This window comes from Plesiomonas sp. ISS29 (genome assembly GCF_056522795.1).
In genome coordinates, this window is sequence record NZ_JAWRZQ010000001.1 from 389,637 (window position 1) to 406,031 (window position 16,395).

The window sequence follows — 16,395 nt, forward strand, 5'->3', positions numbered from 1 at the left end:
TAACTATCAGGTACATTAGGATGGATTTATCCATCGCAGCGATCAACATGACTATCGGGTAAAACACAATGTCATCAACATAACATGCTAAATATAAACTGAAAGAGCCTGCCGCAAATCTTCTACTATCTTAAACTATATCTTGCTAATGATCTCTCCCCGATGCTTATTAATTTCCACCTTTTATATGATAGCCAGGAAACAAAAAACCAACACAGACACTCTGTTGCAACAGGCCAAATCAATTATCGTACATTTTAAAAAAAACATTTGTACAGGTAAAAAAAATCTTTGTGTTAAGACGATCACACTATTGCATAGCTGTATCGTTTCAGCTATTCTAGCTTTAACAGGAAATGAGACATCAGTCACACTACCTGTTGGTGTAAATTAGAATCCAAAACACTGTCACTTCAAGGAGCTTCATCATGACTTTATCTATCATCCGCCAGCGCGCTATTCAGGCTCAAAAGCAACAAGCAGCCATTAATTTAGTGTCTCGTGCCTTCAATAAAGCACGTGCTTACTGGCACATCCGTAACGCACAAAACTTTTAAGTCACAGAGTGTAACTCAACAATTTAGGTATTTATCGTGGCAGTCTTAGCGAAGATATCTTGTGATGGACTAAAACTAACGGTGTAATCGTATCGTCATTATACGGTGTTTAATGTAAACCATATTGCAACAACGTGTTGAATGTGACATCTGTTGCATAATAGATGGCCGTTTGAATAAAATATTTGAATAGAATAAATGTAGCATACGGATGTTTACCCGATCAGGGTAGAAAAGCGGTATGTTCTTATCTCACTACCAAAATTCAGCTTTTTATCTCTTCTTTTTATTTCCTATTCCTATCGTTTTTTATTATCTCTGTTGATTTTCTATCCCTACTAAATCGCCTCTAACACACTCCTCATGCCCTAGGTTTTGAAATCCCTATGCAGTATTTGTTTTTTTGCTGCTGGTGATCACCAGTATTAGCGCCAAACAGTATTCTGGAAAAGTACTGTTTGGCGATGATAAACCGCTACTGTTGCAACAGGTTAAACAGCTGCTCACTGTCAATTTTATCAACGTGTGATTGCCCGCTCAGTACTTTATCGGCAAGTTCACGCTTTTCACTGTGCAGAGCGACAATTTTCTCTTCTATTGTACCTTCAGCCACCAAGCGATATACGGTCACTGGCTGGGTTTGCCCCATGCGGTGCGCACGATCACTGGCCTGATCTTCAACCGCTGGGTTCCACCACGGGTCAAGGTGAATAACGGTGTCAGCCTCGGTTAAGTTCAGCCCAGTACCGCCCGCTTTCAGGCTGATTAAGAACAGCGGGTGATCTCCGGCTTTAAAACTGTTGATAGCTTGCTGGCGGGCGGTGCTAGAGCAACTGCCATCAAGATAGCTGTAGGTTAGTTTGCGCTGATCAAGCTGTTGACGCAGCAGGGTAAGTAGGCCGACAAACTGGCTGAAAATCAGCACTTTATGCTGGCCGCTCAGTGCCTCATCTATCAGCAATAGTGCCTCTTCGAGCTTACTGGCCGGCCCTTGATAATCGGTCATTGACAGGCGCGGGTGGCAACAGATTTGCCGTAAACGAGTGAGACCAGCCAGCAGGGTCATGCTGCCGCGTTGGTTACTGTCATCGCTGAGTTCGGTCAGTGTTTGCTGGCGAGCGGCTTCATACAGCGCCCACTCTTGTTCGGTTAGGCTGACGCTATGAGTAATTTCTGTTTTATCCGGCAGTTCGGTTAATACCTGTTTTTTGGTACGGCGCAGAATAAACGGTGAAACCAGTGCGCGTAGGCGTTGCAGGCTCTCATCATCACGCACGGCAGTTGCATATTGACGGGTAAATTTATTTTTACTGCCGAGTAACCCAGGATTGATGAAGGCAAACAGACTCCACAATTCGGTGAGATCATTTTCAACCGGCGTGCCACTGAGGGCAATACGGGCTTGCGCCTGCAATTTAAACAGTGAACGGGCGCGCTGAGTATTAGCATTTTTAATCTGCTGCGCTTCATCAAGCACCACAGTTGACCAAGCTTTTTCCAGTAACCACTCTTCACAGCGGGCGATCAGGCCATAACTGAGCAGTACAATATCGCTGGCCGCTGCACGGGTAAACATAGCCGCGCGATCGTCCGCCTGTTCGATATTGAGTACATTCAGTTCAGGGGCGAAACGGGCAATTTCGGCACTCCAGTTATGCAGCACTGATTTTGGAGCAACAACCAGTGCAGGGCCGCTATTTTGTCGAAAACGCAGCAGGGTGAGGGCTTGTAGGGTTTTACCCAGCCCCATGTCATCGGCCAGACAAGCACCAAAGCCGTGTTCACTTAAGTGCGCCAACCACTGCGTGCCTTCACGCTGATAGCTGCGCAGCAGGTGCAGCAAGGCTTCCGGCAGTGCGACCGGCTGCTGCCAGCGGGCGGTCAGTGCTTGCCACTGTTCATCACCTTCGAGCGCTTTTTGCCCCAGCAGTTGTTGCAGCGGGAACGCCAGTTGGCTGTTAAAGCTGTGATCATCATTGACCAGATTGCGCAGTGCGGCCAGATGTTGTTGCAGTTGTTCGGTTAACAGCAGGATCTGGCCATCCTCAAGGGTGATGTAGTCGCGTGACTCGCTGCTCAATAGCTGGCGCAGTGAGGCGACCACCACCTTATCAACGGTGATATCCCCTTCGAGGGAAAACCACTCGCTTTGATCGCTGACCCGCAGTTGCAGGTCGGCCACATCCACGGTATGTGCACGCTGACTTTGCTTACGCCACAAGACGTTAACCTTCCGCAGCAGCGGGCTGCGTTGCAATTGTTGCAACAAACCAATGGCAGCACTGCCCTGCCAGCGCCATTGGTATTGCTCCTCTTCCCCGCCGAGCAGTGCCTGCCACGGCTGGGCCTGTTCAAGCTCTTGTGCCAGATCACGCTGATACCAGTGCAGGGTATTTTGTGGATCAACGACCCACTCATCACCTTTTCCAGCCGGTAGCGGATGACGCCAGCTAGCCTGTGGCTGACTGAACAGTTGGATCTCTAATCCATCCCCCAGCCAGTTGAGCCATAGATAGAGTTTCGGCTGCCAGACCGTCAGTTCGATGTTCCCAGGCAGGGCCGGATGCTGGCTGTACCAGGGCTGCTGCGGCCAGCGCTGGATCATTTTTTGCAGCGAAGGCAGTGAGGTAGCCGGCAGTGCGCTCGGCGCGCGACGAAATGATCGTAACAACGGGGCTAGCTGTTGCGGTAGCTGATAGAACTGCCAGATATCGGTAGTGATTGGGCGCAGTGTGCCCGGGTCCATAGCCTGCCGCGGGGCTAAAATGCAGTTGACGCCATCGCTGTCGGGCTGCACTTCAAAGCGGATCAGCGGCTGAATCGGCAGTAAGGTAAGTGCTTCGCCTTCAGGTAAAAATACACGCGGATGCAGGCTAAGTGCCTGTAATAGTGGTTCATCGACCATCACATCCCGATAAAAATAGTGCTCTTGTGGGTTGGTGGCTCGGTAAACTTTCAAGTCATCTTCATCGAGCAAGCGCTCAGCTTCCAGACGCAGATTATAGATGCTAACCAGCCGGCCTTTAGTCCAACCTTTTTTCCCGCGTTTTTGAATTTTAGCCTGCAACTTCTTGGTTTTCGGCTCTAAAATCCAGATCACCCGCTCGCTGTTTTCTTGTGGTAACTCGGCCAGGGCTGCCAGTGATAATTCAGGCTCTGCAGATGGGTTCGGTTGTGCAACATCCGCCGGCGTGATGGTGGTTCGCTTAAAACCATCAGGGAAAAAACGGTTCAGTAACGGGTGGGTCACCGGATCGCCCGCCAGCGCATGAAAGATACCTTGGGTGAGGCTGATCAGCGGTGCACGCGGGGGATAGCGCATAATATGCTGATAAGTAAGCTGATTTTTTAACGCACTACCCAGCTGTTTGCCCTGAACCAGCAAAGCGAGCCCGATCAGCAGGGTATCCCCCCAATCAGGATGCTGTTGTTCGAGCGCCTGAATCTGGGTAAAGGCATCCGTATTGCTGCCAATGTTTACCAGTTGTGCAATCAGGCGCTGTAACCCCTGATTACCCTGTGCTGCCGCCCACTCAATACAGTGGCAAAACAGCTGATAGGATTCATGGCTGTGCTCGGTTGCACGAGGATCACGCGGGTAATGGTGGTCGGTATTGAGTAAGACTGCACCCAGCAGAGTCACAAAGCTCGGTGCTGTGCCACCGATGGCAGGGAAGCCCTGTTGCAGGGTGTGGCGCAGCGCCTTCAGCCCTTCCCGACTCCAGATCGAAAACCAGTGATCAGCGGGCAGCGTGCCGGAGTTGCATAGCTGGGCATCAACCTGCCATGCCTGTCGGGTGATGGTCTCGGGCAGTAAATCGGCAAACCGGTCGGCTTGCTGCCAAAAGTCGGGATCACACTCGCTGCGAATTTGGCTTAACAACGCATGCTGATAGAGGGTAGCGCGCCACTGATGCGGCAGATACGGTAATCCTGCCCACAATAACGGTGAGCCGGCCAGTAAATCTAACCAATAGCTGATCTCTGTAGCAGAACAGCCGAGTATCGGGTTAGCCAATAATGGTATGCATGGCGCGACATTATCATTATCACCGGCATCACCGGTAAGAGTGGCTGGTGATATCGCCCAACAAGCCAGTAGCTGATACAGGCTTGCCATTAGGCTGTCATCTTCGGCAGCTCGCAGCGGTTGCAGCAGTTTTCCGCACTGCCATAACCGCAAAACAACCCAGATACCCGATCCACTGAGCTGATAAGTTGCATCGGTCGGGTGTTGATCGAGCAGCCCGTAATCGAGCAGTTCATCAATAACCGGTTGCACAACTAAAGGGTGCGCTAATGACTGGGTAACCTGAACCCTCTGGCATACTTGCTCCACCGATAAGGTGTAGTGGCTTGTAGCCAGACATAGAAGTTCAATATGTAAAGGGTGAAGTTTCAAAGCCATCAGACATCCTGCGCAACACTAAACAAACATCGTTCAGCATGCCTCAGAGTTGGGGCGATGTTCAAGGAAAAAGAGGGAAAGAATTGCCAGACTTGTTACAAAAAAGGGATTTTTATTCGCAGAGTGGAATAATCGTGGTGAAAGCCCTGTTCTAATAGCAAAACCCCGCGCATTAGCACGGGGTCTGCTTGAGGCGTGAGTATTTAATCACCTTGCCACTATCACCGGAGAAAGCGTTTACTTCTTCTCAATCCAAGCGTCTTGCCAGTTTGCACCCACACCCGGCTCATAATGGGTAGCATTATTGTTCCACTGAACGCAATAACCACTGTATGGGAAAGGTTTACACTCATACACTTTACCGGTTTTTGGTTGCAGTACAGTCGTACCCGCCGTGTAAGTATTTAGTGATTGTGGGAAAGTAAAATCATGCTCGCCTGACGGCTCTTCTGGGCTGGTTGACTCCTCTTCCAGCATAAAGTCAGCACTCTTTTGAATGACTTTCTGATCTTTATTGCTAGCCTTAATCACCAAACGGTGGTGGCCAGCTTGGGCATTGTCGAGTTTCAACTCAACACTACGCACACTGTCTTTCAGATCAAAGGCACTGAACGCCTGCGCCACACCACTGTGGTTGTATACGGTTGCTTGCACGGCCAAATCACCAACTGCACGCACATCAAACGTTACGGTAGTGCTACCGTTAACCAGCTGATAGGTTTCTTGCAAACCGCCCATTTCAATATCAAGTGGCAAGCTGGTTTCCGCTTTAATAATCTGAATTTCAACGCGCTCTACGCCACTATTTTTCTTGGCATACACGGTATTTTGGCCATATACAGGGTTAATTTTATCCTGTGCATCTTTCTGGCCAGCCTGATACAGCGTTTGGCTACGGTTAATAGTTTCAGACAGCGCATACGCCCACTGGTTTTTCTCACCCAACTCGTCTGACTTGATAGTCAGCGTTGTGGCCAGATCATGGCGCTCACCTTGAGCATCAAACGCACGAGCTTTCACTTTATCGCCCGCTTGCAGATTCACGCTTGGGTAAATCGTTCCTACGCTGCTCCACTGAGCATCAGGTGTCTCTTCGCCACCATTGCCGTTTTCATCAAACATTACGTCAATTAGGTTATAGAAGCTGTTGGTCGTATCACCCACTTCCCACACCGCCATAATGACCTGATAACCGCTACGCTCTGGCACGACGATATCGTGGCTGAACTGCTTTGGTGGTTGCTCCATATTACCGCTCAGTACGGTAAACGGTGTTAACTCAAAGGAGTCACGCGTTAGAGGCGCATTTTGATCCCAATTTTGCTTGGTAATATAGTAGCGCCATTCGCGAGTAACGTGGTTAGCGGTAAAATTCCAACTAATTTTTTGCTTACCGCTGCTAATTGGCATTTTTGCCCAACGAGTGCTGGTTTGTGCATCTAATTCGCTAAACTGCACAACACCTGCGCTACCCAATTTGCCGTCTACAGGGCCAGCTAAGGGGAAGCCTGACGGCGCTTCAACGCTCTGTGGCTCCCACTGTACTGAACCGCACTCACTGTTCAGACCCGTTTTGCATGCGTAAGCACGTGACTGAGGTGCATCAACATAGCCATGCGCCCATACATTCGAACTCAGGGTTGCTAATGTTAACAATGCGATTTTTGATAATTTCACGCGTCTACCACTCTCTTAGTCTTATAATAAAAAGCAGATCTTTTTCTGCACCAAATTCATTCAAGCTCTGTGAACATAGCTCCAGAACATAGCCCCAAAACAGAAACCCAGAGCCTGAATATTTACCCCATAAGAGGAATATAAAAACCATGCACGCCAATTAAGCAGACAATTAACCGTTATTATTTATATACCATTTAGATATTATTTACTGACAAGCATTACTCTTTGCAATGTAGCGGCGGCTAATTACTATTTCTTAATATTATAGCGTGAGTACTCATCTGCCATGATATCTGACCATAAAAACCCCTGACCATAATAAGCACCCGATTTACGCGATATTTCACGATCAGAGATCAGTTCAATACCCTCAATAATCACCGAATCTGCAGAATTATGGCAAATCATCACCAGCTTCCTTAACAAATTAGCATTATCACGGTATATCCAAAAAACCTCTTTATCGATTTTAATACCATCCCATGGGATATCATTGAGCAGTTTAAAATTGATGTTATCGCGCCCAAAATCATCGAGCCATAGCTGATGGCCATGCTGTTTTATTTTATTAATTGCTGCCATAAAAAGATCCCGCGGCTCGGGGATATGCTCAATTTCAATAGCCAGTTTAATCTGTGATTCGGCCAGTAATACAGCAACAAACACAGGATCAAGCAAGGCTTCAGCATCTAGATTGATATGGAAAGTACAAGCCTGATTGAATAGACCGCTCACTTTTCTCAATTGTAATAAAAAAATCTCTTTTTTAGTAGATAACGTACAACTATTGAAGAAGTCTTCTATCTTGATATCACTCGGTGAGACAGTTAATACCTCTACCGCATTGAGCTGATGGGTGTTTAAATCAACAATAGGTTGTAACCGTAATGTAAGCCCGACATTGTTGCAGAAAATATTCATATAAAACCACGCTCATATATTTAATATGCATAGATGTTTATACTTATTCCTTCAGCGCTAAATGTATAACTGGCTAGCCACGCGCCACCAATACAAAACAAGAATGCAAATCAATTTAACAACTCACTAATATTATCTATACTAAGCCCATAACTTGATCTAAGTCACATATTATTTCATGCAGCGTATTTGATGCATTCAAAATGTAGCAAAATAAAAAAACACAACATAATGATATATATGGATAAATCAAAACTAAGATCATTTTTTAATCAAAACAATAAAGCACAAATAGCTAACCTAACACTTAGGAAATAAATCTTATAAATCAATTATTTAGTCACACATTAAATCAAAGGAAAGTATTCATAATTATGATATGATTTATATAATAATGATTAATTTATTAATTATCGCTTTTCAACACAACTTATATGTAACATATACTTGTCGGGTGAGAGGCTATTTAAAGTCATCCATACCATACTATGGTAATGAAACGCATTCATTTCACTGCCCCTGATTACCCGCATCTACGCCTACTCTTTTTAGTAGACACTAACACTGGTTTTAGCGTTGTTTTTCACTAGATACTTTTCTTTAAAATCCACATCGCCATTTACACTTTCATTAGATTCCGTATTAAAAATGTGATTACCTTCTCGGTTTACTGATAAGTTTTATTATCCCAGGAAAAATAGATTTCTCTTTACACCAAAAAACATCGTGAAAATAAAATAAGTTCATTAAATCACATCAATAAAATGTAAACCTATTTTTACGGCCAAAACCACATCAACACTAATGCAGCATATAAATATAGATCACTATCACAAAAATGATTTGCGTGTTTTTAATCCACTCTCAATTCATTACAATTCAATCACAATAGTTAGCATTAATAAGAAAGAACCGGAAAATATAAAAATACGCTCAATTACATATAACTTCAAAGATATACATTTAATAACAAATAGAATAGCAGGTAGAAACACATTCACAGACAAACGAGTCAGACTCCATCAGTCTGACATAAATATAAACACATTTAATATCCCTGCATTAATAAAAAACACCTGCTATTAATTGGAAAAGCAACGAAAATAAACACATGGCAACAACCAAAACACAACAAATAAAGCACATCTATTTTTATCGCTGACGCTTTGACATTATCACGCTAAGCAGACAAAAATAATATCACCTAAAAAAATGGCTATGGTTATTCCTATTCCATACAGCGCAAGCAGTACAGGGTTTATATCTTCACCGTATAACTGCATAGACACAGTTTTATCTTTTGTATTTATACGATGAAGATACACAGACGATATTACTTTCAGCGGTTATTCAGACTAAGCATGAAGGTAATGAAGATTAAGTTTATCGAATAAAGAGATAAATTTTATGGCATCTGCAGATGATAACAAAATGGGGCTGATGGGCCTCACGGTATTAGTCACAGTTAATATGATGGGGTCTGGCATTATTATGCTGCCGGCCAACCTTGCCGGCACTGGCGGTATTACCATGCTTTCATGGCTAGTTACCACCGTCGGGGCACTCTGTATTGCGTACACCTACGCCAAATGCGGCATGTTTTGCCACCGTGATGGCGGTATGTCAGCCTATTCACAAGAGGCGCATGGTAAATCATCGTTCTTTATGGCCTCGTACACCTACTACATTTGTCTGGTGATCAGTGCGGTGGCGATTGCCGTTTCAGCGGTCGGCTATATGAAGCCGTTTTTTCCGTGGCTGGCTGAATCAGGAGTCCACAGCTTTTGGGGTGTGGTTGCCGTATTAATTGTGACGATGGTGGCCAACTTCTGGGGGCCTAAGTATACCGGCCGGATCTCAAGTGTTACCGTTTGGGGAATTATCATTCCGGTTGTTGGGTTGTCAATTGTCGGCTGGTTCTGGTTTAAACCTGAATTGTTTGCCGCCGCATGGAACCCGCACGGCGTAACGACCATAAACGGTATATCTTCAGGTATTGCGCTGACATTGTGGGCATTTTTGGGTATTGAAACCGCCGGTGCAAACTCAGGAGCAGTACGTAATCCTGAAAAAACCGTACCACTGGCTGTGATGCTGGCTACCGTGTTTGTGGCTATTGTCTATATCGCCTCAACCTCGGTCATTCAAGGCATAGTGCCAAATGCTGAACTGGCAAAATCCAGTGCGCCTTTCGGGCTAGTATTTAGCATGATGTTTACCCCAATGATCGGCCAGATCATCTGTGCTCTGGCAATTATTGCCTGTATCGGTTCACTGCTGGCCTGGCAGTTCACCAATGCGCAAGTATCATGGGCTGCCGCGCAAATGCGCCTATTCCCAAGCATTTTTGCCAAAATGAACAAGCATAACGCGCCGATTGCCGGCATGCTCATCATGCTAGTGCTTGAGCTTATTTTAGCCACCATGAGCATCTCACCAAACACCGTGCAGCAATTTAACACCCTGCTTAACCTGTCGGTATTTATCAACATGGTGCCGTATGTACTATCACAAACCGGCTTGTTTGTGATGTTGCGTAAAAACCATGTTTCGGGCCATCAGTGGAAAATTGGGGCAGTGGTCGGCGCATTCGCGGCTATCTACAGTATTTACGGTGTGTATGCTTGCGGCCAAGAAGCGGTCTTCTACGGCTCCATTCTGACCCTGTTCGGATACATCTTCTACGGCTTCATTGCCGCCAATGATGTCCCTACCAGCTATAATGTCGCCGAAGAAAAAATGGAGCACGGTTATATCACCTATCCCTTTAAATAACAGCACAACATTTACCGCATGCTGATAACAGAAATAGACATATGGTAAATGTTCATAAACACACAGCCATACAGCAATAGTGAGGCAGTCAATCATGTTGCCTCACCTCTATACCTAAGATTACTTTTTTTTGATGTTGTTTTTGTGCGCTTTAGACTTTGTCACCGCAGTTATTGTGTAACACAATTATCTGTAGCCCGTTAGGCAGCCTTTGCTGCCTTTTTTATTTTCTTTTTTATGAGATGAAATACAAAAATAAAAAATCGCAATATAATATTGCGCTTTTCAGATTAATCTTAGTTATTGATAACCAGCATTCAAATTATTATGCTGACTTCTCACTTAATACAGTACGGTAAATTAAACCACCCACAATACCGCCTAGGGCTGGAATTAAACAGAACAGCCACAACTGATCAATTGCCCATGTGCCCTGAAATAGCGCAACACCGATACTGCGTGCCGGGTTAACCGATGTATTGGTTACCGGAATACTGATTAAGTGAATCAGGGTCAGAGTCAAACCAATCGCCAGCGGCGCAAAGCCTGCCGGTGCACGCTTGTCTGTAACACCATGAATAACAAGAACAAAAAAAGCAGAAAGCACAAACTCAATGGCGATAGCCGCTTGCATTGAGTAGCCTGCCGGTGAGTGTTCACCGTAGCCGTTTGAAGCAAAACCGCTGGTTGTTGCATCAAAACCGGCTTTACCGCTGGCAACAAAATAGAGCACTGCGGCAGCCGCAATACCACCAAGAACTTGGGCAACAATATAAGGAATCACATTTTTTGCCGGGAAACGACCACCTGCACACAGGCCTAATGTAATCGCCGGATTAAAATGCGCGCCGGAAATATGGCCGACTGCATATGCCATCGTGACAACGGTTAAACCAAATGCCAATGCAACACCCAAAAAGCCAATACCCAATCCAGGATATGCAGCTGAAATAACGGCACTACCACAGCCGCCCAGTACAAGCCAGAATGTTCCTAAAAACTCAGCACTTAATGGTTTAAACATATTTACGCTTCCTTCACATTATTTTAGGGGGGCGATTCTAACGCTCTATTTTAGGGATAAACAAGTTATTTTTTATCCCTAAAATAATATGGCATAGCCAAACAACATTTAATTACCGAATTAAATATCTACAAATAACCTAATGCCACAATTTTATTTCCATTTTATGTCGGTTTATTGATGAATAGATGAGATTAGTGAATCTGGCAATAAAACCACCGACTTTGCAATAGAACATTAACATCTATCGTTATGCACTATTTTATAAGTGGCTGATATTTATTTTAATAGTTAACATGTCACGCGTTACATTTTAATTACATTTTCGCGTTTAATATTTACGAACCCACCCATTTCATTAACCTAGCTTTCCGATACACCCTATCCTGCTGGCATGCTAACCTGTTGGTAGTGAGTCGGGGGGCCATCAGGCTGAGATCACGGCTGTTAGCAGCGTGGAACCCGTTGAACCTGATCCAGTTAACACTGGCGTAGGGAACTGACCGGCATACCGCTGACATCAGCCTCAACCACTGCTGTAGCCCTTTGCTGTGCCGCTGCCCCTGCGTACATGTATTCTTAATGAAGGAATGTTGTATGCAACGCTCTACCAATGCCAATACCCCCCCTTTTTTTGCACCCAGCCACGCAGGTTTACCCCGTGCAGAATCAACACAAATACAGCAATCTATTCCTGTGGTACTGACCATTGCCGGATCTGACAGCGGCGGAGGAGCCGGTATTCAGGCTGATATCAAAACCATCAGCACCACCGGCGGCTATGCCTGCTCAGTGATCACCGCCGTCACCGCGCAAAATACCTGTGGGGTACAGGGGGTATATCCGCTTTCTGCACAAGCGGTTAGCCAGCAACTGCACAGTATATTGAGTGATATCCGGGTGCAGGCCGTGAAAATTGGCATGCTGCATAATGTTGATATTATCCACGCTGTAGCCCAGGTATTACGCCAGTACAGGCCCGCGAGCATTGTGCTCGATCCCGTTATGGTTGCCACCAGCGGTGACACACTGTTAACCGACGATGCTGTCAGCGCTCTGCGCAGTGAACTACTGCCGCTTGCCACACTGGTTACCCCCAATCTGCCGGAAGCCGCTGTGCTGCTTGGCCAGCCGATCCCGACCTATATTGAGGATATCGAAGCGCTGCTACCGCAACTGCAACAACAGATAGCCACCCCCACACTGCTCAAGGGCGGGCATATTACCGATTCGGCATCCAGCACCGACTGGCTGCTGACGCCATCAACCGTTCACCGTTTTGATGCCGCAAGGATTAACACCCGCCACACGCACGGCACCGGCTGTACACTCTCAGCGGCGATTGCCTCTTTTCTCGCCCATGATGAACCTTTGATCAGTGCCATTTATCTAGCCAAACAGTATCTGACACAAGCACTGCTGGCCGCTGATAATCTACACATTGGCCACGGGCACGGGCCGGTCGATCATCTGTTTGCCCTGCGCCCGCCGCACAAGGCTCTCGCGGCGGCAGATGCAGCAGTGCAATACGGCTAATAACCGCGGTTGCCGCCACGCTCTGCTATCTAACCGATATTGAATATCAAACGAACAGGCGATTTTGCCCCTTTTTTGCGCTACTCTCAGCATATACAGAGGTAAGCAGCATCGTCATACCGCAGTGAGCAGGCAGACGTACACCGGTTGCTCTGAATGCGCGCATTATTGCTACCGATTATTGTGCAATATCCTGAGACTACGCTGGCAGATATCCCTGATAGGCCGGCACTTATCATGATAGAAAGTCACGATATTTGAGTAACCTTGCCACTGCCGCTAAAATCTCTTGATACCTATTTGGCTTCTGACAACGGATGACAACACATGACAAAACATTATGACTATCTGGCTATTGGCGGCGGCAGCGGCGGTATTGCCTCGATTAACCGTGCAGCCATGTACGGTAAAAAGTGTGCCCTGATTGAAGCCAAAGCGCTGGGCGGAACCTGTGTCAACGTGGGTTGTGTGCCGAAAAAAGTGATGTGGCACGGAGCGCAAATTGCGGAGGCCATGAATCTGTATGCCGCAGATTATGGTTTTGATGTAGATGTAAAACGCTTTAACTTCAGCAAACTGCTAGAGAACCGTGAAGCCTACATTGACCGAATTCATCAATCTTACGAGCGCGTTCTTGGCAACAATAAAGTTGATGTGATCAGCGGGTTTGCGCGTTTTATTGATGCGCACACCGTTGAGGTCAATGGCGAACAGATCACCGCCGATCACATCCTGATCGCGACCGGTGGTTTCCCCACCCGTCCGCCGATTGAAGGCGCTGAGCACGGCATTGACTCTGACGGCTTCTTCGCGCTGACTGAACTGCCAGAGCGTGTGGCGGTAGTAGGCGCAGGTTATATCGCGGTAGAAATTGCCGGAGTGATGCACGCACTTGGCGTGAAAACAGATCTGCTGGTACGCCAGCATGCGCCGCTGCGCAGCTTTGATCCGCTGATTATTGATACACTACTAGAAGTGATGCAAAACGAAGGCCCGACGCTGCACACGCAAGCTGTGCCAAAGCGAGTTGAAAAGCACGCCGACGGCAGCCTGACGCTGCATCTAGAAGATGGCCGCAGCATCACGGTGGATTGCCTGATTTGGGCAATTGGCCGTAAACCGGCCACCAGTAGCATCAACCTTGATGCTACCGGTGTAGAGCTCGATGATCGCGGCTATATCCGCGTAGATATGTACCAAAACACCAATGTTCCCGGCATTTATGCGGTAGGTGATAATACCGGCCGTATTGAGCTTACGCCTGTTGCGGTAGCCGCCGGCCGCCGTTTGTCAGAGCGCCTGTTCAACAACAAACCGAACGAGCACCTCAACTACGATAATGTGCCGACCGTGGTATTCAGCCATCCACCGATTGGTACTGTGGGCCTGACCGAGCCGCAAGCTATCGAGCAGTACGGCGAAGCGAATGTGAAGGTCTACACCTCATCATTTACTGCAATGTACACCGCCGTGACTTCGCACCGTCAGCCGTGCCGGATGAAGCTTGTGTGCGTTGGCGCAGAGCAGAAAGTGGTGGGTATTCACGGAATCGGTTTTGGTATGGATGAGATGCTGCAAGGCTTCGCCGTTGCGCTGAAAATGGGCGCAACCAAGCGTGATTTTGACAACACAGTGGCCATTCACCCAACCGCATCGGAAGAGTTTGTGACCATGCGCTAACGCGCTGAACAGTTATCGATACAATTTTAAAAAACCCCTTGTAAACACAAGGGGTTTTCTTTTTTTATCCCCAATACGGGAATAATCTACTGGATAACCGACGGTTCAATTAGCTTGCTAATCAATCACCTCGCTGGCGCAAAACGCTGCTCAGTGACCCGTACCACTTCAGTGATCACGCGGCTGGCTGCTTTTAATGAGTCAACCGGTAGATACTCATAAATCGAGTGGAAATTGTGCGCACCGGTAAAAATATTCGGGCATGGCAAACCGTTTTGCGACAGCACCGCACCGTCATAACCGCCGCGCATCGGCGTGACTTGCGGTTCAATGCCCTGATTACGATAGGCTTGCTCAACAATCTCAATTGGGAAAGCCGCCTCACCCTGCAAGCTGTTGAAGACATTGGCGTAGCGATCAGATAACGTGCACTCAACCGACCCTTCGCCCCACAATGCACTGCAACTTTGACTTAAGGTCTTTAAGAAGGCCATCCGCTTGGCATAACCATCTGCGGTAAAATCACGCACATCCATCTTCAGCACGGTTTTAGCACTGTTACCCTGCATGGTTTTCACCCAGTAGTAACCTTCGCGCCCTTCGGTATACTCCGGCGCTTCACCGGCGGGTAGCAGCGCAATAAATTTATGTGCCATCAGCAATGAATTCTTTAATTTTCCTTTGGCTGACATTGGGTGGGCAGATTGCCCGGTAAAGATAATTTCGGCATCACCGGCATTCCAGTTCTCGTACACCAGCTCGCCAATACCGCAGCAATCTAAAGTATAGGCGAAGTCAGCACCAAATCCGGCCACATCAAAGGCCTTTGCCCCACGCAGCCCCTGCTCTTCATCCGGCACAAAACCGACTTTCACCGGCCCGTGCTTAATCTGCGGGTTGGCTTGTAAAAATTGCAGCATATCCATAATCGCCGCCAGTGCCGCTTTATCATCCGCACCCAACAAGCTTGTGCCATCGGTTACGATAATATCCTGCCCAACATAGCGTGCCAGTTCAGGAAATTGCGCTTGCCGTAAATGGATATCCTGCGCAGCATTCAGGCAGATATCCCCCCCGCTATAACGCACTATTTGTGCATGGGTATCGGTATTAAGCTCGGCGCTGGTGTCCAGATGACCAAAAAAGGCCACCGTCGGTACGCTGTAGGCAACATTAGCCGGCAATGTAGCGGTGACAATGGCGCTATCGCGTACCTGCACATCAACCAACCCCAGAGCACTCAGCTCCGCACCGAGCTTATCGGCCAATACTTTCTGGTTGGGTGAGGAAGGCATAATGCCTGCCGCCCCTTTCTCACGATCAGTGGTGGTGTTTATTTGGGTATAAGCAATAAAGCGATCAACGATATTCATACGCATCCATCAATTTCAGAAAAAATCGCATACTATTTTTAGCCAGTTATCTGCAATATTTCGGTATTTAATTGAGCAGCTCTGGCAGAAAATATCAGGTAATACCCCCTAGCATGCGGATAAATGCGGCAACTTTCAGTAAAACAGCGCTGAATTTGTGAACTGAATATGTAATGTGACACGAATGCAACCAGCTTGCTACCAAGCTGTACAGCAGTGTGCGCCAAACACATCAACATCTGTGCATAGCAGATACCTATATAGCCTAACGCTCAGTGCGTTGCTATGTGGGGATAGAGCGAAATATTGGGATCGAGCAAAATTAATGCTGCGAACAAGCAAAGTTGCATTCAGTGCAAAAAAAACCATACCATTTGCCATAATAACGATCTCTAGCCATAACCGCATTTCGCACCATCAAGTGCTAAATAGCGCGCGGTT

General features: G+C 46.9%; 9 protein-coding genes and 1 riboswitch. Of the genes, 4 read left to right on the plus strand and 5 right to left on the minus strand.

The genetic code is table 11. From position 1 onward, the window contains the following. The first annotated feature begins 428 nt into the window (after window positions 1-428). Window positions 429-557 (plus strand): hypothetical protein, encoded by a 129-nt coding sequence (locus tag AC1HDJ_RS01725; protein WP_479536766.1) that lies wholly within the window; start codon window positions 429-431, stop codon window positions 555-557. Between the two features lie 475 nt (window positions 558-1,032). On the opposite strand, the gene AC1HDJ_RS01730 is transcribed toward AC1HDJ_RS01725, so the two are convergent. From AC1HDJ_RS01730 to AC1HDJ_RS01740, 3 genes are all read right to left on the minus strand, one after another. Then, window positions 1,033-4,965, minus strand: a complete 3,933-nt coding sequence (locus AC1HDJ_RS01730; RefSeq protein ID WP_479536768.1) for a DEAD/DEAH box helicase — start codon at window positions 4,963-4,965, stop codon at window positions 1,033-1,035. Between the two features lie 237 nt (window positions 4,966-5,202). Further along, window positions 5,203-6,642: an N-acetylglucosamine-binding protein GbpA gene (gene gbpA / locus AC1HDJ_RS01735; RefSeq protein ID WP_479536770.1), complete on the minus strand. Its 1,440-nt coding sequence runs from the start codon at window positions 6,640-6,642 to the stop codon at window positions 5,203-5,205. A 252-nt stretch (window positions 6,643-6,894) separates the two neighbouring features. Further along, entirely contained in the window at window positions 6,895-7,566 is a 672-nt protein-coding gene (locus tag AC1HDJ_RS01740) for an EAL domain-containing protein (protein ID WP_479536772.1), read from the minus strand. A 1,407-nt stretch (window positions 7,567-8,973) separates the two neighbouring features. On the opposite strand from AC1HDJ_RS01740, the gene potE reads away from it, so the two are divergent. Continuing rightward, on the plus strand, window positions 8,974-10,341 hold the full coding sequence (gene potE / locus AC1HDJ_RS01745) for a putrescine-ornithine antiporter (protein WP_479536774.1): 1,368 nt from the start codon (window positions 8,974-8,976) through the stop codon (window positions 10,339-10,341). Between the two features lie 325 nt (window positions 10,342-10,666). Here potE and aqpZ read toward each other — a convergent pair whose 3' ends face one another. Continuing rightward, entirely contained in the window at window positions 10,667-11,365 is a 699-nt protein-coding gene (aqpZ, locus tag AC1HDJ_RS01750) for an aquaporin Z (RefSeq protein ID WP_479536776.1), read from the minus strand. Window positions 11,366-11,772: 407 nt separating this feature from the next. Continuing rightward, a riboswitch (TPP riboswitch) is annotated at window positions 11,773-11,880 on the plus strand. Between the two features lie 82 nt (window positions 11,881-11,962). On the opposite strand from aqpZ, the gene thiD reads away from it, so the two are divergent. Both thiD and gorA read left to right on the plus strand, forming a co-directional pair. Continuing rightward, window positions 11,963-12,901, plus strand: coding sequence for a bifunctional hydroxymethylpyrimidine kinase/phosphomethylpyrimidine kinase (gene thiD / locus AC1HDJ_RS01755; protein ID WP_479536778.1), 939 nt, complete (start codon window positions 11,963-11,965; stop codon window positions 12,899-12,901). A gap of 327 nt (window positions 12,902-13,228) precedes the next feature. Further along, entirely contained in the window at window positions 13,229-14,581 is a 1,353-nt protein-coding gene (gene gorA, locus AC1HDJ_RS01760; protein WP_479536780.1) for a glutathione-disulfide reductase, read from the plus strand. Window positions 14,582-14,706: 125 nt separating this feature from the next. Here gorA and pepT read toward each other — a convergent pair whose 3' ends face one another. After that, on the minus strand, window positions 14,707-15,954 hold the full coding sequence (pepT, locus tag AC1HDJ_RS01765; RefSeq protein ID WP_479536782.1) for a peptidase T: 1,248 nt from the start codon (window positions 15,952-15,954) through the stop codon (window positions 14,707-14,709). Window positions 15,955-16,395: the final 441 nt, after the last annotated feature.

What these genes read in the sequence shown, in the direction of transcription:
- gorA (WP_479536780.1), top strand. Translation starts at nt 13,229, where the DNA reads ATGACAAAACATTATGACTATCTGGCTATTGGCGGCGGCAGCGGCGGT.
- potE (WP_479536774.1), top strand. Translation starts at nt 8,974, where the DNA reads ATGGCATCTGCAGATGATAACAAAATGGGGCTGATGGGCCTCACGGTA.
- AC1HDJ_RS01730 (WP_479536768.1), bottom strand. Translation starts at nt 4,965, where the DNA reads ATGGCTTTGAAACTTCACCCTTTACATATTGAACTTCTATGTCTGGCT.
- AC1HDJ_RS01740 (WP_479536772.1), bottom strand. Translation starts at nt 7,566, where the DNA reads ATGAATATTTTCTGCAACAATGTCGGGCTTACATTACGGTTACAACCT.
- AC1HDJ_RS01725 (WP_479536766.1), top strand. Translation starts at nt 429, where the DNA reads ATGACTTTATCTATCATCCGCCAGCGCGCTATTCAGGCTCAAAAGCAA.
- thiD (WP_479536778.1), top strand. Translation starts at nt 11,963, where the DNA reads ATGCAACGCTCTACCAATGCCAATACCCCCCCTTTTTTTGCACCCAGC.
- aqpZ (WP_479536776.1), bottom strand. Translation starts at nt 11,365, where the DNA reads ATGTTTAAACCATTAAGTGCTGAGTTTTTAGGAACATTCTGGCTTGTA.
- pepT (WP_479536782.1), bottom strand. Translation starts at nt 15,954, where the DNA reads ATGAATATCGTTGATCGCTTTATTGCTTATACCCAAATAAACACCACC.